At 42.0% G+C, this 22,148-nt stretch carries 17 protein-coding genes and 1 pseudogene; 13 read left to right on the plus strand and 5 right to left on the minus strand.

Annotated features, from left to right (window positions below; all coding sequences use genetic code 11):
* Positions 1 to 137 precede the first annotated feature (137 nt).
* The 8 genes from V7K61_RS24115 (at position 138) to V7K61_RS24150 (ending at position 7,981) form a co-directional block, all read left to right on the plus strand.
* Positions 138 to 1,121, plus strand: coding sequence for an aliphatic sulfonate ABC transporter substrate-binding protein (locus V7K61_RS24115; RefSeq protein ID WP_335057190.1), 984 nt, complete (start codon positions 138 to 140; stop codon positions 1,119 to 1,121).
* Between the two features lie 116 nt (positions 1,122 to 1,237).
* Positions 1,238 to 1,444 carry an RRXRR domain-containing protein gene (locus V7K61_RS24120; protein ID WP_069068524.1) on the plus strand — a complete coding sequence of 69 codons (207 nt, stop codon included), beginning with the start codon at positions 1,238 to 1,240 and terminating at the stop codon, positions 1,442 to 1,444.
* Between the two features lie 89 nt (positions 1,445 to 1,533).
* Positions 1,534 to 2,208 carry a hypothetical protein gene (locus V7K61_RS24125; protein WP_335057192.1) on the plus strand — a complete coding sequence of 225 codons (675 nt, stop codon included), beginning with the start codon at positions 1,534 to 1,536 and terminating at the stop codon, positions 2,206 to 2,208.
* Entirely contained in the window at positions 2,192 to 2,953 is a 762-nt protein-coding gene (locus V7K61_RS24130) for a class II aldolase/adducin family protein (protein ID WP_099102510.1), read from the plus strand. Before V7K61_RS24125 ends, V7K61_RS24130 begins: the two co-directional genes overlap by 17 nt.
* A 162-nt stretch (positions 2,954 to 3,115) precedes the next feature.
* Positions 3,116 to 4,231 carry a sulfonate ABC transporter substrate-binding protein gene (locus tag V7K61_RS24135; protein WP_335057194.1) on the plus strand — a complete coding sequence of 372 codons (1,116 nt, stop codon included), beginning with the start codon at positions 3,116 to 3,118 and terminating at the stop codon, positions 4,229 to 4,231.
* 316 nt (positions 4,232 to 4,547) lie between these two features.
* Positions 4,548 to 5,369 carry an NADPH-dependent oxidoreductase gene (locus V7K61_RS24140; RefSeq protein WP_335057196.1) on the plus strand — a complete coding sequence of 274 codons (822 nt, stop codon included), beginning with the start codon at positions 4,548 to 4,550 and terminating at the stop codon, positions 5,367 to 5,369.
* Positions 5,370 to 5,388: 19 nt separating this feature from the next.
* Positions 5,389 to 6,177, plus strand: a complete 789-nt coding sequence (locus tag V7K61_RS24145) for an SDR family oxidoreductase (protein ID WP_335057198.1) — start codon at positions 5,389 to 5,391, stop codon at positions 6,175 to 6,177.
* A 457-nt stretch (positions 6,178 to 6,634) separates the two neighbouring features.
* Entirely contained in the window at positions 6,635 to 7,981 is a 1,347-nt protein-coding gene (locus V7K61_RS24150; protein ID WP_335057200.1) for an NAD(P)/FAD-dependent oxidoreductase, read from the plus strand.
* A 105-nt stretch (positions 7,982 to 8,086) separates the two neighbouring features.
* On the opposite strand, the gene V7K61_RS24155 is transcribed toward V7K61_RS24150, so the two are convergent.
* Together V7K61_RS24155 and V7K61_RS24160 are read right to left on the minus strand one after the other, a co-directional pair.
* Complete coding sequence (locus tag V7K61_RS24155) at positions 8,087 to 10,552, minus strand: single-stranded-DNA-specific exonuclease RecJ (protein WP_335057203.1); 2,466 nt, start codon at positions 10,550 to 10,552, stop codon at positions 8,087 to 8,089.
* 257 nt (positions 10,553 to 10,809) lie between these two features.
* On the minus strand, positions 10,810 to 11,325 hold the full coding sequence (locus V7K61_RS24160) for a DM13 domain-containing protein (RefSeq protein ID WP_335057205.1): 516 nt from the start codon (positions 11,323 to 11,325) through the stop codon (positions 10,810 to 10,812).
* A 668-nt stretch (positions 11,326 to 11,993) separates the two neighbouring features.
* On the opposite strand from V7K61_RS24160, the pseudogene V7K61_RS24165 reads away from it, so the two are divergent.
* Positions 11,994 to 12,209, plus strand: a pseudogene (locus V7K61_RS24165) (ATP-binding protein); the annotation flags it as partial.
* Between the two features lie 142 nt (positions 12,210 to 12,351).
* Positions 12,352 to 12,792: a thermonuclease family protein gene (locus V7K61_RS24170; RefSeq protein WP_335057207.1), complete on the plus strand. Its 441-nt coding sequence runs from the start codon at positions 12,352 to 12,354 to the stop codon at positions 12,790 to 12,792.
* A gap of 162 nt (positions 12,793 to 12,954) precedes the next feature.
* Here V7K61_RS24170 and V7K61_RS24175 read toward each other — a convergent pair whose 3' ends face one another.
* Positions 12,955 to 13,995: a threonine aldolase family protein gene (locus V7K61_RS24175; RefSeq protein WP_289796102.1), complete on the minus strand. Its 1,041-nt coding sequence runs from the start codon at positions 13,993 to 13,995 to the stop codon at positions 12,955 to 12,957.
* A 310-nt stretch (positions 13,996 to 14,305) separates the two neighbouring features.
* On the opposite strand from V7K61_RS24175, the gene V7K61_RS24180 reads away from it, so the two are divergent.
* Positions 14,306 to 15,088 carry an ABC transporter ATP-binding protein gene (locus V7K61_RS24180; protein WP_335057209.1) on the plus strand — a complete coding sequence of 261 codons (783 nt, stop codon included), beginning with the start codon at positions 14,306 to 14,308 and terminating at the stop codon, positions 15,086 to 15,088.
* Positions 15,089 to 15,182: 94 nt separating this feature from the next.
* Entirely contained in the window at positions 15,183 to 16,688 is a 1,506-nt protein-coding gene (locus tag V7K61_RS24185; RefSeq protein WP_335057211.1) for an MlaD family protein, read from the plus strand.
* A 593-nt stretch (positions 16,689 to 17,281) separates the two neighbouring features.
* Here V7K61_RS24185 and V7K61_RS24190 read toward each other — a convergent pair.
* Entirely contained in the window at positions 17,282 to 18,244 is a 963-nt protein-coding gene (locus V7K61_RS24190; protein WP_335057213.1) for a general stress protein, read from the minus strand.
* Between the two features lie 595 nt (positions 18,245 to 18,839).
* A complete protein-coding gene (locus tag V7K61_RS24195) occupies positions 18,840 to 19,136 on the minus strand; it encodes a DUF3288 family protein (protein WP_094353136.1) in 297 nt (98 codons plus the stop codon).
* 348 nt (positions 19,137 to 19,484) lie between these two features.
* On the opposite strand from V7K61_RS24195, the gene V7K61_RS24200 reads away from it, so the two are divergent.
* Positions 19,485 to 21,938, plus strand: a complete 2,454-nt coding sequence (locus V7K61_RS24200) for an ATP-dependent Clp protease ATP-binding subunit (RefSeq protein ID WP_335057215.1) — start codon at positions 19,485 to 19,487, stop codon at positions 21,936 to 21,938.
* The last annotated feature ends 210 nt before the right edge of the window (positions 21,939 to 22,148 follow it).

Here is a 22,148-nt window from a genome sequence, read left to right on the forward strand (position 1 = left end):
AGAGTGCTGGAGTTGATATATAGACTCTCATTATTATCTTTTCTTTAATAAAAGGAGTAATAAAAAAGTTGTTGAATCATTTCAAAAAATTGTTATTTTTATTGCCACAACACTTAACCAAGTCCTTTAGTGTCTTATTGGTTACTAGTTCCTGGCTAGGTTTGGTGATTTCTAGCTGCACTCCAAGTAACTCTGCAAATAGTAATACAACTGCCAAAAATGTCAGTAACCAGACTCAAGAGAAAACTAGTTTGATTCGCCTGGGATACCAAAAGGGAGGTGTAGTACCAATTGCACGTCAACGAGGAGAGTTAGAAAAGAAGCTTGCAGCCCAGAATATTAAAACTGAATGGGCTGGCCCCTTTGATAGATGTGCTACTTTACTTCAAGCAATTAGTGCTAATCAAGCCGATATCGGTGGGTGCGGAGACATTCCTGGATTGTCAGCTATTGCCGCCGGTCAGGAGCTTTGCATTGGTGCTGTCCAGCGTCCCAGACCGGAATCATTGGCGAGTGCGATCGTAGTCCGTGGTGATTCTTCTATCCGTAAGCCTGCTGACCTTGTAGGTAAAAAAGTCGCTGTAAATCAAGCTGGTGCAGGTGAGTACCTGTTATTAAAAGTATTGGAAAAAGAGAAAATTTCTAAAGATAAAGTTCAACGCATTTTCTTAGCTCCAACTGATGCTGCACCTGCGCTCTACCAAGGAACTGTAGACGCTTGGGCAGTTTGGGAACCATATATCTCAGTTGCTGAATTAGAGCATGGTGCTAGGAGAATCACTACAACCCATCCAGCACCAACCTACAGTGTAATGCTTGTGCGTAATCAGGCTGCTGCTAAATCTCCAGAGGCGGTGAAAGCTGCTTTGGACGGTTTAAGCAAGGAATATGATTGGTTGAATAAAAATACCGCAAAATCAGCCGAATTTCTAGTTAAAGACATCAAAATTTCTCCAGCCGTAGCCAAGCGGGTAACTGAAAATCAAGGGTTACAGCAACTTGTCATACCTAATGCTGATGATGTTGCCAAAATTCAGAAGACGGCTAACTGGATGCTAGAGCAAAAGATTCTACCGAAAAGGGTAGATGTTGCTGCAACTATTTGCCCCACCGCTAAGTAAGAGCAGAGGGGCGGGAGGCAGAGGAGAATAATTTTCTTGTTCCCTAACTCAGTAAGAGAATTCTCCCAATTTCCAGTCCCCAATCTAAAAATTCAAAATTCAAAATTCAAAATAGCATGACTAAAGTATTCATTCTTGATGCCAACCAACAACCGTTATATCCAGTACGCATCAGCCATGCTAGGCTGCTATTGTCACAAGGTAAAGCTACTGTCTTCCAGCGATATCCTTTTACTATCATTCTGAAGGAGTCCCTTTCCCATCTAAAACTTGAGCAACTTGGCTTCAAGATTCATCCTGGTATTAAAATAAATCGTAATTGAATTACGAATTACGAATTACGAATTACGAATTACGAATTACGAATTACGAATTAGTTAATCTTAGTCGCCTCCTAAACAGAGGAATATAGATGACGAACCACACTATTTTAGAACCGTTACCAAAAGACCAATGGTTTATTGAGAGCCAGGAACTACGATCCTTTGTCGCAACAGTGCGGGAAATTAGCACTAGCACTGTTGACGATCGCACCCAAACTCTCGCTAGACTAGAACCCTATTTTCAAGAACTCCTTGCCCAACAGCAATGGCTACCGGAAAAGTTTGCCCAAGTCAATCCCGAAAGCCGGATGGGTGGCGGTATTGGTCAATGGCTGCTTTATCGCGCCAAAGACCGTTCCCTGTCAGTATTCAGTTTGGTGATTCCCCCAGGCTCAACGACTCCCGTCCATGACCATTTAGCCTGGGGATTGATTGGTTTATATAAAGGTAATCAAGAAGAAACAGTCTATCGCCGTGTAGATAGCGGTAATGACGAAGGACACGCACAATTACAAGTAACTGAAGTGCGTAGCCTTCAACCAGGGGATATCTACCGTCTCTTACCCCCAGATGGTGATATCCACGCCGTCAAAACCACATCCCAGAGCGCATCTGTATCCATTCATATTTTGGGTAATGATACTGGTTGCGTCTTGCGTCACCAGTTCATCCCAGAATCTCACAGCGTCAAATCCTTTCGCTCTGGATATTCCAACGCTCCCTGTAAAGAAGAGGAGGAAAAAGAACATGGCCAACTATATTAGACCAAAACCCCCAGTTTTCGAGCGAGTTGAAGACGAACGCCTGCACCGTAAACAACGCCTCGCCGCCGCCTTTCGCCTGTTTGGTAAGTTTGGCTTCAGCGAGGGAATTGCAGGCCATATTACGGCTCGCGATCCTGAGTTTACAGACCATTTTTGGGTCAATCCATTCGGCGCATACTTCGGTCATATCCGAGTTTCTGACCTGATTCTAGTTAACAAAGAAGGTGAGGTGGTTAAAGGCGATGCGGAGGTAAATCAAGCTGCTTTCGCCATCCATTCTCAGATTCATGAAGCTCGACCTGATGTCATTGCAGCAGCTCACGCCCATTCACTTTATGGTAAAGCCTGGTCTAGTTTGGGGCGTCTCCTTGACCCCTTGACTCAAGATTCTTGTGCTTTTTACGAAGATCATGCCCTGTTTGACGATTTTACAGGTGTTGTCTTAGAAACTTCTGAAGGTCAGCGATTGGCGCATACCTTGGGGCCAAAGAAAGCCATAATCCTACGTAACCATAGCATTTTAACTGTGGGACATACAGTAGATGAAGCTGCCTTTTGGTACATTAGCTTAGAGCGATCGTGCCAAGGTCAACTGTTGGCAGAAGCTGCGGGTAGACCTACTGCTATCAAACACGAAACAGCCCGTTTAACACAAACTCAAGTGGGGTCACATGTAAGTGGATGGTTCAGTTTCCAGCCCCTTTACGACCGGATTGTGCGCGAAGAACCTGATTTACTAAATTAGTACTGTGTTTTTTGGCATTGGGATAATAAGCGGGGAAGTATCAAGTTAACCCACTTCCCGCTATTGTGATGTCAATTTATATCTAAATTATCTAAATTTATTTATATACTCCGGTAAACCTATAAGTTTATAGTATTGTTGTAGTCCAGAGAAATCATTTTGATGATTAACCAAATCTTTCGCCGCTTAATTCCCAAGTGGATATCGTTGATAGAATTCAAAAATATCCCCTTTAACAACCAACATAAATTATTCTTTTCTTTTCCTTTGCCAATAGTGGGGGCTTTTGTTACAGGTCTTTGTCTGAGCTTGCTATTTGCTGCTTGTTCATCGACACCGACTGTTAATGCACCTAATCCCAGTGCCACATCTGTTAGCAATTCTGCTTCCAATGCAAAAGTAGTCAGATTTGGCTATCAAAAAACGACCGTTTTGCTGAGAGCTAAGGGTGTTTTAGAAAAGCGTTTAGCACCACAAGGTATTACTGTAAAGTGGACTGAATTTCAAGCGGGGCCACAACTACTAGAAGCGATGAATGTGGGTAGTATTGACATTGGCCCTGTGGGAGAATCACCGCCAATATTTGCCCAAGCAGCGGGAGCATCACTAACTTATGTTGTTGGGACTGCGGCTACTCCAGCTAGTTCCGCAATTCTTGTTCCTCAAAATTCCCAAATTCAAAAAGTTACTGACTTGAAGGGCAAAAGAGTTGCCTTTCAAAAAGGTTCTAGTGCCCACTTATTGTTAGTCCAAGCTTTAGAAAAAGCGGGATTAAAATATACAGATATTGAACCTAAATATTTGGCTCCGGCTGATGCTCGTGCTGCATTTGTGAAAGGGAGTGTGGATGCTTGGGTAATTTGGGACCCTTTCTATGCAGCGGCTCAAGAGGCAACTAAAGCTAGAGTCCTAATTGATGGCACAGGAATTAATAAACAGGGAGGATATTATTTGATGACTCGCAAATTTGTCACTGAAAATCCCCAAACTGTCAAGGCAATACTGGAGGAAATTCAAAATTTAGAAGAATGGTCTAAACAGAATCGAGAAGAAGTAGCAAAAACTCTCGCACCTGTGTTAGGAATTGATTTAGAAACGATGAAAAAAGCAACTAACAGGCGGACTTTTGGGATTGTACCAATTGACGACAATTTGATAAATCTACAACAAGGTGTTGCAGATACATATTATAAATTGAAGTTAATTCCCAAAGAGGTAAATGTGAAAGATGCAGTGTTGACAAAAGAAGAATATGCTGCATTTTCACCAAAAACTTAAACTAGTACAATGAATTGGCTGTAGGAGCATAGAGATGTGATTGGTGTCAACTTAACGCTAAACCCGCTTGGTGAAAACGTTTTGCCCTCACCCCCAGCCCCTCTCCCCAAGAGAGAGGGGAGCTAGACATTCAATTCCCCTTCTCCTTTGGGAGAAGGGGTTAGGGGATGAGGGCGTGATGGATTTGCAAAACGCCTGTCTGATATAGTTTTCGGCTTAAGTTGACACGTATGAGAAATGTATGCCCCTACAGATGAAATTGGTATTAGTAGTAAAACAACTGACCATTTTTGAAATGTAAATCTTGGAATTGATTATGACTAATCCTACAGAACTACTGCGATCGCGCTACGGTGAAATTCCCTTCAATCCCGAAATTGCATGGAATGATTCGCTCACAGCACTACTATCTCACCGTTCAATTCGGTCTTATCTAACCGATCCTTTACCACCGGGAACTCTGGAGTTACTAATTGCAGCCGCCCAATCTGCATCTACTTCCTCGAATTTGCAAACTTGGAGTGTGGTAGCAGTCGAAGATCAACAGCGCAAAGAGGAGTTATCCAAGCTGGCGGGAAACCAAGCACATATTAAGCAGGTTCCTTTATTCTTGGTTTGGTTAGCAGATTTGGCGCGTCTAAGTCATGTTGCTGACAGTCGCGGCATATCTCACGATGCGCTGGAATATTTGGAAATGTTTGTGATGGCAACAATCGATGCAACGTTGGCGGCGCAAAATGCCGCAGTTGCAGCTGAGTCCCTTGGTTTAGGAACAGTATATATCGGCGGAATCCGCAACCGTCCGCAAGAGGTAGCACAGATATTGAATTTGCCCTCCTCTGTGTATGCCGTATTTGGGCTGTGTGTGGGCTATCCAAATCCTGAAGTCGAAGCAGCGATTAAGCCAAGGTTGCCCCAGTCAGTTGTGCTGCATCGTGAAACCTATAAATTGGCAGAACAAGAAGAAGCGATCACTCACTACAACGAAATCATCAAAGAATTCTATACTGAACAAAAGATGAATATTGCTGACGATTGGTCAGAACACTCAGCCCAACGCATCGCCACTGTAGAATCATTGAGAGGACGCGATCGCTTGCGTGAAGCTCTCAATAACCTTGGCTTCAAATTGCTGTAAATTAAGAAGAATCAAGATTATGGATTTGCAACTCCGTGGCAAAGTCGCCTTAGTGACAGCTGCTAGTAAAGGTTTGGGCAAAGCTACAGCGAGGCAATTTGCCCGTGAGGGTGCAAAAGTTGCCATCTGCGCCCGCAGTGAGTTAATTGACAAAACTGCTGCGGAGATTGAAAGCGAAACAGGTACAGAAGTGCTATCTCTGCGTGCGGATGTTACTAATCAAGAAGATATTGAACGGGTAATTAACGCCACAGTAGAAAAATTCGGCGGGTTGGATATCCTCGTTACCAACGCTGGCGGGCCACCTGCTGGCACTTTTGACGATATCGATTTGGCAACTTGGGAAACTTCGATCGACTTGACTTTGCTGAGTGCGGTACGTCTGGTAAAGTACGCTTTACCTCACTTACGCCAATCTACCGCACCAGCAATTCTGACCATCACCTCAACCTCAACTAAACAACCAGCCGAAAATCTGGTTTTATCTAATTCCATTCGATTAGCAGTGATTGGTTTAACGAAAACTCTTAGCCAAGAACTGGGTAGCGATAAAATTCGCGTTAATAGCATTTTACCAGGCTGGACATATACAGAACGGGTGGAAGAATTAATTAACGCCCGCATTGCTAAAAATGGTGAAACGAAAGAAGCAGAAATTGCTAGAATCAATGGGATAGTCCCTTTGGGTCGTATCGGGACACCAGAAGAGTTTGCCAATGTTGCGGTATTTCTGAGTTCACCAGCAGCCTCATTTGTGAATGGAGTCATGCTGCAAGTAGATGGCGGAATTATTCAAAGTACATTTTGAGCTGCTTGATTGAGCAAACAGAATTCAGGAGTCAGGAGTCAGAATTCAGAATTCAGAATGAATTCTCTACGACTGGCGGCTAGCGAGTCATCGTACCCTTACGCAGTTTTCCCCCTGCCCGGTTGTTGAGGGCAGGGTGGTTTCATACAACCAGAGATAAAACTAAAACTGGGTTTCAAAGCCTCTCTCCGTTTCGGGGAGAGGTTTGGAGAGGGGTAAAAAGCTATGCTACAAAACAAGAAATCAAGGCTTATGTATTTTTCTTTTTTCGTATGAAACCACCCTGCCCTGCCCGGTTGTTGAGCGTAGTCGAAACACTGCCTTCCTCGATAAAAACTAACTTTGACTACTTTCATCATTTCTTCAAATGTTCTAAATAGACAGCAACCACTATCATAATGCTGTTACATCTTTGTTAAGAATAGTTACAAGTTCTTAACACAAGGAAATATTTCTGATGGAAGTCTCACTTGAAAAGAATGCACCACATCGGGTTGTTATCGTTGGTGGCGGCTTTGGTGGACTGTATACAGCAAAAGCTTTGAAGAAAGCAAATGTAAATGTTACTCTCATTGATAAACGTAACTTTCACCTATTTCAGCCGCTTTTATATCAAGTTGCCACAGGTACGCTATCACCTGCTGATATTTCTGCACCGTTGCGATCTGTATTCAGCAAAAGCAAGAATACAAAAGTGCTGTTGGGAGAGGTAAATGATATCGATCCAAAAGCGCAACAAGTTATTTTGGGTGATGAAGTAGTACCTTATGACACATTAATTGTTGCCACAGGTGCTAACCATTCCTATTTTGGTAAAGATAACTGGAAAGAATTTGCTCCTGGCTTGAAAACTGTTGAAGATGCCATAGAAATGCGTCGCCAGATATTTTCGGCATTTGAAGCAGCAGAAAAAGAAACCGATCCCGAAAAACGCCGTGCTTTGTTGACTTTTGTGATTGTCGGGGGTGGGCCCACCGGTGTAGAATTATCCGGTGCGATCGCAGAATTGGCATACCAAACTCTCACAGAAGATTTCCGCAGCATCAACACCTCAGAGGCGAGTATTTTACTATTGCAAGGGGGCGATCGCATCCTCCCACACATTTCACCAGAATTATCGAAAGTAGCAGCAGAATCTTTGCAAAAGTTAGGTGTGGCTGTCTACACTAACACCAGAGTGACAAAGATTGAAGATAACATCGTTACTTTCAAGCAAGGCGATGAATTGACAGAAATTACCTCAAAAACTATCTTGTGGGCAGCAGGTGTTCAAGGTTCGCCTATAGGGAAAGCCCTAGCAAAAAGTACAGATGTAGAGTGCGATCGCTCAGGACGTGTGATTGTAGAACCAGACTTGTCTATCAAGGGTTATAAAAACATTTTTGTAGTGGGAGATTTAAGCAACTTTTCCCATCAAAATGGTAAACCCTTACCTGGTGTTGCACCTGTAGCCAAACAACAAGGAGAGTATGTAGCTAAACTCATTAAACGCAGGCTTAAAGGTGAGACTTTGCCACAATTTCGTTACAATGACGTAGGTACTTTGGCGATGATTGGGCAAAATCTAGCTGTTGTAGATTTAGGCTTAGTCCAACTCAAAGGTTTCATTGCTTGGCTCTTTTGGCTAGTAATTCACATCTACTTCTTAATCGAGTTTGACACTAAAATAGTAGTAGCAATTCAGTGGGGATGGAATTATATTACTCGTAATCGTCGCTCTAGATTGATTACAGGTCGAGATGGTTTTGTAGAAGCAAAAACTGTTAACAAGAAGGTGCAACAGCCTTCTGGGACACCTCTGTAACTAGGGGGCAGGGAGAAAACTTTCTATACGATACGCTGCGCTATCTGCTTTTTTGGTCAGAATTCTGAATTCTGAATTCTGACTCCTGAATTCTATTCTGTTAAATTATTTACTGTCATAGCTGGCGATCGCCACAATCGTAGATAAGGGAACTTCCGCAAAATACTGTTGCTGAAATTGTTCTTCTCGAACAGCAGCTAAAAATCGTGCAACTGCTTCGTCAGCAAGGTTTTCGGCACTATCGTTTGGATTCCAGGTAATTTGTAAAGAACGGTCTTGTCGTTGAACTGTGAACCCTAAGTATTTTAAAGCTTTGATGCCGACAAGTAAGGTTTGGTCGCTGATGCCGATTTTCTCTAAAAGTTGTCCGCGAGTAACTAGTTGATTTGTGCGACTGAGATATTTGGCAATTCCGACAAGAGTCAGCCAAATTTGATTGGGTGGTTGATGCTTAGGTTTAGACCAAGCGATCGCTAATTGTTGCTGATTGTCAAGCCCAGACGTAGAGCGGCTGATCGCCAAACATCGCCGCAACCACATACGTAAATCATCCCAATTCGTGGGACAATCTTCAATAATTAGTGCTGAATGTTGAGTGTTGAGTGCTGAGTGTTCCTGATTCCGTAAGTCTAGGATGAAGGGTGTTAGCGCTAGCGGGGCGTTGAGTGCTGAGTTAGCAGAAGAACGCACGGCAATCAATCTGATTTCATAACGTTTTTTGAAGGTGTTGTAGTCTAGTTCTGCTATGCAATCACACCTTCCTATGGGCAATTCATCTTTGTAGTGTCCCCACCATAAGCCAGGAAAAGCACTTCTGCTAGAATCATCTCGAATATCAAACTCAGCTTTAATGTACTGTACCTTTTTCCCTAGCCAATCCTGCTGATTGCGATGCCAAGAATTTTCAAACCAGCAGTTTTGAATTAGCAATTTCGGAACAGGATTACCCATTCCACAAGGTTCTAACAGTTTCAGTTCCAAAAATAACTCTTTCCCCAAATCTGCTACCGTTACCGTCAAGTCTGCTTGCACAGTTGGCGTTAGAGTTGTACTACCCAAAGATTGCCGTAACTGCTGATTAATTGCCGCCGTAAACAAAGGAATATTTTCCACCAACAAACTCAAACCCGCTGCAAAGGGATGTCCCCCAAAGCGATGTAACAAATGTGCTTGCTCTTTCACCAATTGGTATAAATCGACAGAATTCACCGAACGAGCGGAACCCCTTGCAAGCAGAGGGGCAGAGGGGCGGAGGGGCAGAGGAGAAGAATTGCTCCCCTGCTCCCCTGCTCCCCTGCTCCCCTGCTCCTCTGCTCCCCTGCTCCCCTGCTCCTCTGCTCCCCTGCTCCCCTGCTCCCCTGCACCTTCCGTACTCAACAAAATCGTCGGGCGACCTGTTTCTTGTGCTACCTGTCCAGCGACTAAGCCCAATACACCCGCAGGCCATTGGGCATCTTCTAAGACAATAACGCTGGTGGTTGATAAATCTAGTTGAGTAAGTTTTTGCGCCACTTGTGCTTGCACATCTTTTTGTAAAGATTTGCGGCGGGCGTTGGCGAGTTCTGTAACTTCGGCGAGTTCGTTACAACGTTTGACATCCCGACTAGTTAATAATTCCACGCAGAAACTAGCATCACCTTGGATGCGACTAACGGCGTTAATTCTTGGCCCCAAACCAAAAGAAATATCTGTGGGGCGATCGCCACTTTTCTGGCACAATTCTAATAATCGCCCTACCCCTGGACGCCGCCGCGCTGCTGCTGGCTGTTTAAAATCTTCTTGCAGTCGTTGAATTCCCATCTGTGCCAAGTAGCGGCAATCTCCACTTAACTGCACCAAATCGGCAATTAATCCAACTGCAACTAAATCTAATAAATCTTCTAACGGATATTTAGCAACATTGGGCAAGCTTTGATATAGTGCTTCCACCAACTTATAAGCTACCGCCACCCCAGAAAGATTAAATAACTGGTGTTCTTTTGGAAAATAACGAGGATTGATAATTGCTGCGACAAGTGGGCGTTCGGCTGGTAAAGTGTGATGGTCTGTAACTATTACATCTATACCTAAATGTTTAGCATAAATAATTTCTTCAACATTTGTGCTACCTGTATCGCAAGTAACAATTAATTTGCAACCTTGTTTTGCTAAGTTATCAATCCCTTGATTATTAAGTCCGTGGGATTCTTTCAGGCGATTGGGAATGTAGTAAACTAACTGAGTATTTTGAGCGAAAAACTGCCCCAATCCATCCCACAGTACCGATGTGGCGGTAATCCCATCAGCGTCGAAGTCTCCCCAAATAGCGATTTTTTCTTTAGTATTATATGCTTGTTGCAACCGTGCGATCGCCAGATGCATTTCTTGCCCAAACTCAAAGGGACTTGCTGGTTGATAAGCTTTATAGTTAATAAAAGCTGTTAATTGTTGACGATCTTTAATACCCCGTTGCCACAACAACTGCGCTGCATACAGTCCACTTGATGCAGGTGTATGCTGTTTCACTGCTTGGATAAACCATTCTGGTGGTTGTTCAGTTGCTGTTATAGTCCACTGCTGTTGTTCTGGCATATAAACAAAGTTAGGATTTAGAAGTTAAAACTCTTCAAATACAATGATAATTTGTAAATCTGTGGAGTTGAGTTTTAGAAGATTGAAGAAAAGTTCTAGGAATTGCTCAGATAATCTGATCGTCAAACTGAAATTCTAATTCTACCTCTTGAATAGAGAAAGCTTCATCTTTATGACTATGAATGTGAGAAGGTGTAAAGTTTTGTAGCTGAATAGCGATTCCCCGATCCCTACTCTCCGCGATCGTTTAATTAATTTTAACTACTCAACTTAGCAGCACCAAAAGTAGCATTGAACTTGCGACACCAGATAGCGGCAGATTTGTAATCTGCTAAATTGATATTGTTAGGAATAGAATATGTTTGAGCGCCGCTATATTTTTTTAAGGGAGCAAGAATGATATAGTCTCCATTTTTTAAAGAATAAGCTGGTGGCTTAGTTGAACCGATTACATTATCTGAACGATGCAAAATTACGACTAAATCCGGGCCTGATTCCGAGGTTTTAAACGATTCTCCAAGCTCTAGAAATGATTTACTGTCTTTGGTAGTAATACTGACTGTTCCTTCAGTTGTCTGTTCTCCAGAAACAAAAGTACCTGACTTCTGAGATTGCACCGAAGGGGTTAAAGACTTTGCCGGAGTTGGAGATTTGGGAACAGATGTATTGACTGCGATCGCAACTTTTTTAGACTCATTATTTGATACTTCTCGGACACAGCTAATCATGACAAGAGAAGACAAAATTAGTATTGATAAATTTCTGATCTTCATAATCAACAATATAGGTTTTGAATTGAGCTTTGAACTAATTATTGCTTACATAATTATAGGATTACTATTTGATTTTTGAACAACACGTAGAGTGTGTTATCGCGAAGCGTAACGCACCATTTTCAAGGCTTTGGTGCGTTAGACTAAAGTCATAACACACCCTACAAATACTTAATTTTTTTCAGAAATCAAACCGGATTCCTATAGTCTAAAACTTATGGATATCTAAGAGGTTGTTTGAAAAATAATATGTTGTGATTTTAATCGAATTATTACCCCCCTTAATCTCCCCTTATAAGGGGAAACAATAAAATCCAGTTCCCTCCCCTTTATAAGGGGAGGGTTAGGGTGGGGTAAAAAAAATTTTATACATCAATCATGACTTTTCAAACATCCTCTAAGGATTAATTTCTAAAAAGCTGATATTTTGTTTAGAAAGTTCTTATGGATTTTTCAGCACAATCTAAACTTTCAGTTTGCAAGTATTTAGGTATAAATACAATATTATCATCGTAAACGTAACAGACTGAAATCAACCAAGCATAATTTTCTAGAATTATTTAACTTTGCTTACAATGATACCGCTTATTTTTACCTATTTAATTTTTATATAAATTTAAATTTAGTCAAGTAAAATTTCATGATTTTGTTGTATACAAATAGCAGTAGTTTGCATTAATGTCCATAATAGCGGTGAGCCAATTGCATCGGAAGTTATCACCAAACTTTTTCAGCCATTCTTCTCTACAAAACCTTGTGGCACTGGGCTATAACTTGCTATTAGTAAACCCATCGTCAATGCTCATAATGGGGAACTGTTAATCTCTTCTGACCTCTTGACAGGAACTACTGTGAGTGTTCAATTACCTATAGTTATTAAATAAAATTTTGATTGATATCAATGCCAGCTTTCTGTAATGATAATATTTATTACTTTTATTGTATTTGCAACTTGTGAGCTAAATCACACTAGCAACCTCAGCACTGAAATAAAATTCCATTTATACATAAAATATTACACACAAAATGATGGAATTACTTCAACTAATGTTGGTGTTAGGTACAGTAGTTGGTGTTACAGACGGGAACACAATTTTGGTTAAAGATAATGTAGGACAAACAACTATAGTCAAGTTAGCGTGTATTAATGCACCAGAGGCAACTGACAAGCGCTATGGTTTAGCAGCAATACAAAGGCTAAAAAAGCTATTACCACCTCAAACTCCTGTCGTGATTAGAAGCACAGAACAAATTAAAAGTGGTCGCCCAGCGGGTGAAGTGTTTGTAGATAATCGGTCAGTAAATCTCCTTTTGGTAGAGTCAGGTAATGCCGTTGTTGACCAAGAATCTTTACAAAATTGCTATGAGAGCAAAACCGAATTTTTAATTGCAGAAGCTAATGCTAAAAATAAGCATTTGGGTTTGTGGCAACAATCAAAATTACAATTGAAGTTACATACCAAGTAAGCGCTGACATTATCAATTATAATAAGCTGAAGCAATTCTAAAACAATAGAGTTGAGAATGAGAAACAAAACCCTTATATAGCGATTTATCGCGTCTTGAAAGACCAATTATCTACACCAATAACCCTTAACTGAATCGGATTAAATTTTAGGATTGCTGGACTTATTTGATTGTTGCATTTTTAATATCACCAATCAACTCATCAATCCTTGATTGAGTAGTGTTCCAAGAACACATAAAACGTACTCCTCCCACACCAATAAATGTATAAAACTGCCAGTTTTTGGCTTTTAAGCTGTGAATGACTTCTTCAGGTAATTTCACAAATACGGCGTTGGCTTCTCTAGGAAACATCAAGTCAACGCCTTCTATGTTTAATAGTTGATTTTCTAAGTATTCAGCACATTGATTGGCGTGTCTGGCATTTTTAAGCCAAGCACCAGTTTCTAATAAACCCAACCAAGGAGCCGAAATAAACCGCATTTTTGAAGCTAGCTGGCCTGCTTGCTTGCATCGATAATCAAAATCTTCTGCTAGCGCTTTATTGAAGAAAAGAATGGCTTCACCTAATGCCATTCCATTCTTAGTACCACAAAAACACAATACATCCACTCCACTTTTCCAAGTAATTTCAGCAGGGCTTTTATTCATAGCGGCAACTGCATTTGCAAAACGAGCGCCATCCATGTGAATCTTTAAGTTATATTTGTTTGCAACTTCTTTAATACTTAAAAGTTCTTCAATAGAATATAAAGTTCCTAATTCAGTTGATTGTGTAATGCTAATAACTTTAGGTTTGGGATAATGAATATCAGTACGTTTGGTAACAATCGACTCTATAGACTCTGATGTTAATTTACCATTTTTACCGTGAGCAAGTAGGAGTTTAGAGCCATTAGATGCAAATTCAGGTGCGCCACATTCATCTGTTTCTATGTGAGATGTTTCATGGCAAATGACGCTGTGATATGACTGGCAAAGAGCAGCTAAAGATAAAGAATTTGCGGCTGTACCGTTAAAGGTAAAAAATACTTCACAATCAATTTCAAAGAGTTCCCGAAAATAATCTGCTGCTTTTTGAGTCCATTCATCATTTCCATAAGCTGGAACACTACCTTGATTTGCCCTAATCATATATTCCAGTGCTTCAGGACAAATACCAGAGGAATTATCACTTGCAAACTGCTCTAATTGGCTACTCATAATTTATACTTTGATTTTTAACTTTCACATCACTGAGATGTTTAATTACTACGGTATCTTCGTCAGCCTTGGGTTGAGCGTATTTTGAGACGTTAAACATCGCAAATAACTAAATATTAATTATGCTAAAAAAATAAAGTTTGCTAATCAGAATGCTAATTATGTACTTATAATATACTATACAATAATTTCCTACTAATAAGTATGAAATCACTATTGGGCATATTTGTCTATTGTTCGTTCTCAGTAGTCATTTGTTTATTTTCTACTGACTAATGACCAATGACCAGTGATTAATGACTAATAACTAATGACTGAACCATTGATTGAACTGAAAGGTGTTTCTAAGTCCTTTGGTAGCCATAAAGTTCTAGATAATGTAGACTTGACCGTTTACCGGGGAGAAGCACTGGGGATTATTGGGCCATCAGGGACTGGGAAATCAACTATCTTACGAGTAATAGCGGGGTTACTTAGTCCTGATGAAGGAGAAATTTATGTGCAAGGAGTGCGGCGAGAGGGTTTGATTGAGGATGGCGGCCAGCAGGTTGGCATTGGTATGGTGTTTCAGCAGGCGGCGCTATTTGATTCGCTGACAGTAGAGGAGAATGTGGGATTTTTACTTTATCAAAATTCAAAGCTGCCGCGATCGCGCATCCGAGATTTGGTAAACGAAAAATTGGAGATGGTAGGTTTGCCAGAAATAGGCCACCTCTACCCAGCTGAACTTTCCGGGGGAATGCGCAAACGGGTGAGTTTTGCCCGTGCGATTATGTCTAACCCTGATAATCCCAGTGAAGGGCCAGAAGTTCTACTATACGACGAACCAACAGCCGGACTCGATCCCATTGCCTCGACAGTCATCGAAGATTTAATCCGCCACTTGCAATGTTTAAATGGAGTTTGTAGTACTTATGCCGTTGTTACCCACCAGGACAGCACTATCCGCCGTACATCTGATAGACTTATATTTCTCTATGAAGGTAAAGTGCAGTGGCAAGGTACAGTTAGTGAAATATACAACACAGAACATCCCTTGATCAGACAATTTATCAGTGGAAGTGTTAAAGGCCCGATTAAAGTCGCCGGTTAGAAACTTAAAAGCCAGGAGTAAAAAGTTAAATTTAACTACTAACTCCTCACTTTTAACACCTAATTGGTTATTGGTTGTTGGTGGAGGCAAAAAAATGCGAGGTCTTATGACAAGCCGCTTCGCGTCTGGGCGAACATTTAGAGAAGGTTCTGTGGGATTATTACTCCTGCTAGGACTAGGGGTATTTGGATTACTCTTTCTGTGGTTAAATAGATTCACCGCTGCTGGCCGTTCATACAAAATTATTGTAGAATTTGCTAACGCTGGCGGAATGCAAAAGGGAGCAGCAGTTCGCTATCGTGGCGTTAAGGTAGGAACTATTTCCCATGTTCGACCAGGCCCAAATGCCATTGATGTAGAGATTGAAATTGCCCAAACTGACCTCATTATTCCCCGTAATGTAGTAGTGGAAGCTAATCAAAGCGGATTAATTAGCGAAAGTATTATCGACATCACACCAAAAGCAACCTTGCCTGCTGGGGTTGTAACTGCTAAACCCCTAGATAAAAGTTGTGATACCAGTCTCATAGTCTGTAATGGCTCGCGGTTAAAAGGTCAGGTTGGCATCAGTGTTGATGCACTAATTCGTAGTTCAACTGACCTAGCTGCTGCATACAATAACCCAAAATTTTATAGAAATGTCAATAGGCTTCTAGAAACTACCACAGGCGCAGCATCCAGTTTTAGTGAGCTAAGTCAGGATTTACAAGGTTTGACTAAAAGCTTACAACTACAACTTAATACCTTTTCCGCTACGGCTAATTCAGTGCAACGGGCGACAAACCAACTTAATACATCAGCAAATCAAACAGTCAATAAATTCGGTGCAACTGCAACTCAAGCAAATCGATTGCTCAACAACCTGGATAATTTGTTGACAACAAATCGTTCGACGCTGGTTGGTGCGTTGAATAATATCACCGAAACCAGCAACCAATTGCGTGTTACAGTCAGTAGCTTATCACCATCAGTCAATCGATTGACTCAAGGAGAATTACTGAACAATTTAGAAACGCTTTCAGCAAATGCAGCCCAAGCCTCAGCTAATTTACGCGATGCTTCTAAAACCTTAAACGATCCAAAAAATGCGGTGTTACTGCAACAAACTTTAGATTCAGCACGAGTAACCTTTGAAAATACCCAAAAAATTACATCTGATTTAGATGAATTGACAGGCGATCCTAATTTCCGTAAAAATCTGCGGCAATTGGTGAATGGTTTAAGTGGTTTAGTATCTTCTACACAACAGATGCAGCAACAAGTGCAGGTTGCTACTACTCTAGATTCGGTAAAAGCTGCTGTGAGCAAACCAAAGAATCTAATTCCTATCCCAGCACCAACCCAACAGGCGATGTTTAATGACAAGTCGCTACCAGTCTACGAAATGAATCCCTCAGTGGCTAATTTTGCAAGTACCGACACCGACCTTCAACCAAGTCCCAGTCCGTCTATCCCGAACTCATCTCAAGAAAACCTTTTGAAGCAACTGCGGGAGTATGGCAAGCAACGGGAGACGGAGAAAGAGGCTATACAGGTTGACCCTTCAGCTTCGCTCACTGCTGACCCTGAGCAAAGCCAAACTGTTGAAGATTTTAAGTAATATCATGTCCGCATAATTAGTTATGCTAACCAGAGTCATTATACCCCACCCCCAACCCCTCCCCGCAAGCGGGGAGGGGAGACAAAGCGCAGCTTTGGCGGGGTGGGGTTCTTCGGGTTTAATAAACAATCAAGCGGACATGATATAAGATATTTTACTGTTAGGTGAATGTGTTGAAGCTCATCGACACCACTCGCTATAACCTTGAAAGGTGTCGATTGTTTGCATAGTAGAGTTTTCAGGCTGTAAAACCCATTGCTTAGTCATACAGCAGATTTCAAGGAAAGTGAGGTACACAAGCTAATTCTGTTACCCAGATATAAAGCGTGTTTTACTCCTGAATTCTGCTGTATATGAATCCGATTTGATTCCTGAAAAAATCTAAGTATATGTAGTGGGGTGGCAAGCAAAAAAATTGTGCATTAGACGTAGGTTGGGTGGGCAGAGCGCAACCCAACAGATATCAGGATGTTGGGTTACGCAAAGCCTCCACCCAACCTACAATTTTTTTGCAACTGAATTCTGAATTCTGAATTCTGCTGTATCTTCCAAAACTCAAATAAGTTTGCTCCCATTAATGACAGCACCCGCTTTTAAGAACGAATTAACATTGGGTCATAAATTTGAGACTCTTGAACCCCATAATTACACAGAATAGACCTAGCTATATCTTGCTCACGATCTGTGCCACTAACGATAAGTATGTAATTGCCTTGCTCTATTTGCTCATTATAAAAGCGTGCCCACTCATCTGCTATTCCTAACCTCATCGCGTCAAAGCGTTCACTTAAATTAATACCTGTTGACCCAACCAATTGAGAAAAGTCTTTGCAAATTAAGGAAATCTGGTTTACTGAAAAACCTGCGATACACATATCCTTAATTGCCGCTTCAGCATTATCTATGCTATTAAAGCAACTAACACTATATTTAGACATCATCCCACTTTTATTAGGAATTGTAGTAGCAGAAGTCGTTGTGGTCAGAGAATTTGTAGTTTCAGATTCACTGTTGAGATGCTCGTAAATGCCAAACTCTTCAATACCCCAACGCTGTAGTATTTCTTGTACTTTAGCAATTTCAAAAGATGTACAATCCACGATTATTAAATAGTGTCCATCCTCGACTCGCTCGTTATATGCTCTAGCTTGCTCTGACGACATTCCCCAACCAACTAATGCACCAGCAAAAGTCCCAGTGGCAGCACCAATACTTGCCCCAACAAGGGTTGTAACCAAAGCAGTTGCCGCTGCCCCAGCCAGCATTATTGGGCCAACTCCAGGGATTGCTAAAGTCCCAAGACCCACTAATAAACCAGTTAACCCACCAACAGCGCCCCCTGAAAGTCCTCCTACTGTTGCACCTTCGTCAGCTTTATCACCAGTGTCCTCTTTAACTTCATTACCGGCAATCTCATGATTACGATCTGAATTTTGTACAACTACAGATACTTTCTCCATCGCCAAGCCAGAATCTCTCAACTCATGTATTGCCTGCTCTGCATCTATCCGATGAGTAAATACGCCTACAGCACGTTGATATTGACTTAAAACCATAATTACTCCTTGGTCGCAGGGGAAAGATTAATCACTGACAAAGTTGATTCTTCAGTACTTGTTATATTAAATACGAGTTGGTTCAATTCAAAACTATCCTTAGTAATAAAATACATTCTCTCGCTCATGAGGTAGGCAATAACACCCTCAAGGGTGCGAGTCAAAAATTAAATACACCAAGATGGAAAGATCCCTAACTGATTTAGTGAGTGACACGGAACAGCCTCAACTAAATGTGTTTGTTCAACGCAGACATAACGACATTTCCCTGTGTTGATATCCCAAATTCTCGGAGCTTGGTCATGGAATGCAAATTACGTGTCTAAACTTATCTCGTTCTGGAAACGAGGTAGCGATCGCAAGGTTTATTTTAATATTCCAAAAACTATTTGGTTATTTCTTGACCAACCAAACCAGTAAGTAAAAATACTGGCTTATGATTAGCCACTTCCCGGTAGATTAGAAAAGAAAAACATGGTGTACAATTCACAGTGACATCTGAATTAGGCAAAGGCATAGAATTAGCGATGCCTACGGCGGGCTTTGCCAAAGCGATTCCAGCGCTGAGTCAGGAGTTAGGAATGGAAAATAATAACTAATTCCAATCCTGTTCATCTTTCTTGCCACGGCTTTTGTAAATTCCACCCAAATCGTGAATTTGACGAGTTTTTTCAAAAAGCTCGGCTTCGGTCAAACCCCACTGTTGCAAGACTTTATCTAGGTCTTTTTGGATGTCTCTCGCCCCTGGAAACCCTTGATAGCGCATTCGCAGTCTAGCCAATTCTGCTAAGTTATAGTCTGTCGCCTCTTGAGCGAGTAAAATATCAATAAGGGGGCGATCGCGGTTATAAAGTGGATGTTGTTGATCTTTACCGGCCGTTGCTTCAGTCATTTTCAGTCCTGAGTGATAAGTTAGGAGTTAGGAGTTAAAAGTTAAGAGTACTGAGTCTTGGTTTTTAAGTTTAGCCGAGAGCAGAGGAGCAGAAAAGACAAAATAAAATAATCTTCTGCACTTAAAAGCTAATTGTAAAATTGATAACTCCTTACTTAATTATCACTCCTAACTCATTACTTCTAACTCACATTAGACGGCAAGTACACCTGATGTCTTACGGCTCTCACCACTGCCACTTAACTTTAAATAAAGTTACATTAGTCCTTAAGAAAATACAAAAAACTTTAGATGAGGGTGAATTTTATCTCACCCAAAGTCCAAGCAGCGAGGGAGCAATAACCCATTATGTTTGAACACTTCACTTCCGAAGCCATTAGAGTAATTATGTTAGCTCAGGAGGAAGCACGTCGCCTGGGACATAACTTCGTAGGAACTGAGCAAATTCTCCTGGGTTTAATGGGAGAAGGAACTGGGGTTGCTGCTAAAGTGCTAGCTGAATTAGGCGTTACCCTCAAAGATGCACGTCGCGAGGTAGAAAAAATTATTGGTAGGGGTTCTGGCTTTGTACCACCAGAAATTCCTTTTACTCCTAAAGTAAAAAGCCTCTTCGAGCAATCGTTTAAAGAAGCTCATAGTTTGGGACAGAATTACATAAACACTGAACACTTACTCTTAGGATTAACCGAGGCTGGTGAAGGTGTCGCCGCCAAAGTACTGCAAAATCTAGGAGTTGACTTCAAGAGTGTCCGCAGTGCCATAGTTCGCCGTTTGGGTGAAAATGCACCGGCTTTTGCTGGTAGTGGTAATCAAAAGCGCACCCAACCGCTAACGATGGAAGAGTATGGCAGAAATTTGACCAAATTAGCCCAAGAAGGCAGACTCGACCCCGTAGTTGGTCGCCAAAAGGAAATTGAGCGGGCAATCCAAATTCTCGGTCGCCGTACTAAGAATAACCCAGTGTTGATTGGGGAACCAGGAGTTGGCAAAACTGCGATCGCAGAAGGTCTAGCTCAACGGATTATCAACCAGGATGTTCCTGAAAGTTTGCAAGACAAACAAGTTATCAGCCTCGATATGGGGTCATTGGTAGCTGGAACTCGCTTCCGTGGCGATTTTGAGGAACGCATCAAAAAAGTCGTGGAAGAAGTCCGCACTGTCGGCAATATCATCTTGGTGATTGACGAAATTCACACCTTGGTTGGCGCTGGTGGTACAGAAGGTGGTTTGGATGCAGCCAACATCCTTAAACCTGCCTTAGCACGGGGTGAACTCCAGTGCATCGGCGCAACTACCCTCGATGAATATCGTAAGCATATCGAGCGTGATGCTGCCCTAGAGCGTCGTTTCCAACCGATTAAGGTTGGGGAACCCTCGGTAGAGGAAACCGTACAAATTCTCTACGGCTTGCGCGGTGCTTATGAACAACACCACAAAGTCACAATTTTGGATGCGGCACTTGTGGCAGCAGCAGAATTATCAGACCGCTATATTAGCGATCGCTTCTTGCCAGATAAGGCAATTGACTTGATTGATGAAGCTGGTTCTCGCGTTCGGCTGCGGAACTCCCAAAGTTCTCCCAATAAAGAACTTAAGCGCGAACTCGCTGGCGTTACCAAAGAAAAAGAAGCAGCAGTCAGAGTCCAAGATTTTGACAAAGCTACAGAACTGCGCGACCAAGAATTAAAACTCGCAGAACAACTGCAAGCAACGTTTACACCAACCGAGCAACCTGTCAACTCGACTGTAGTTGACGAAGAAGACATTGCCCAAATCGTTGCCTCTTGGACTGGCGTACCAGTCAACAAGCTAACTGAATCTGAGTCAGAGTTGCTCCTACACCTAGAAGACACTCTGCATCAGCGGCTCATCGGACAAGAGCAAGCAGTTACGGCTGTTTCTCGCGGTATTCGTCGCGCCCGTGTCGGCTTAAAAAATCCCAATCGTCCCATTGCTAGCTTTATCTTCTCTGGCCCCACTGGAGTTGGTAAAACAGAATTGGCGAAAGCACTAGCTTCTTACTTCTTCGGTGCGGAAGACTCGATGATTCGGCTAGATATGTCCGAATACATGGAAAGCCACACCGTCGCCAAGCTCATTGGTTCGCCTCCTGGTTATGTCGGATACGACGAAGGCGGACAACTTACAGAAGCTGTGCGGCGGAAACCCTACTCAGTGCTGCTATTCGACGAAATCGAAAAAGCGCACCCCGATGTATTCAATATGCTGCTGCAACTCTTGGATGACGGTCATCTTACCGATGCCAAAGGTCGGAAAGTGGATTTCAAGAACACGCTGATCATTTTGACTTCTAACATCGGTTCCAAGGTGATTGAAAAAGGTGGTAGTGGCTTAGGCTTTGACTTCGACACTCAAGCCGACGCTAGTTATAACCGTATCCGCACCCTGGTAAATGAGGAATTGAAAGCTTACTTCCGTCCTGAGTTCCTTAACCGTCTTGATGAGATTATCGTCTTCACCCAGCTTTCTAGGGATGAAGTTAAGCAAATCGCTGAGATTATGCTTCGCGATGTTGCTAGCCGCTTGACAGAAAAAGGAATTATCTTAGAAGTTAGCGATCGCTTCAAAGACCTTGTGGTACAAGAGGGTTATAACCCCAGCTACGGCGCTAGGCCGTTACGTCGGGCAATTATGCGTCTCCTAGAAGATTCTCTCGCCGAAGCAATGCTGTCTGGTGAAATTACAGATGGAGACACAGCCCTTATCGATGTTGATGATGACTCTAAAGTGAGAGTACAAAAATCAGAAAAACGAGAATTGCTCTTGGCAAATGTTGGCTAATTTTATACCCGATCGCTTTTTACTGTAATATTTGAGAAACACTCCAGCCTCTTGCGTAGAGCAGAGGCATAAACAGGGTCATCTCAGACAAACATCAAGTGAAATGGTATTATTTATCACCCCTAGTAGAAATGCTAGGGGTTTTTTTATGCGATTTATTTTGAGTGGGCAATACCCATCTACCCACTGTAGCAAATAGAGGATTGAGGA

The sequence above is a fragment of the Nostoc sp. genome (genome assembly GCF_036918015.1).
Taxonomy (GTDB): Bacteria; Cyanobacteriota; Cyanobacteriia; order Cyanobacteriales; family Nostocaceae; genus Nostoc.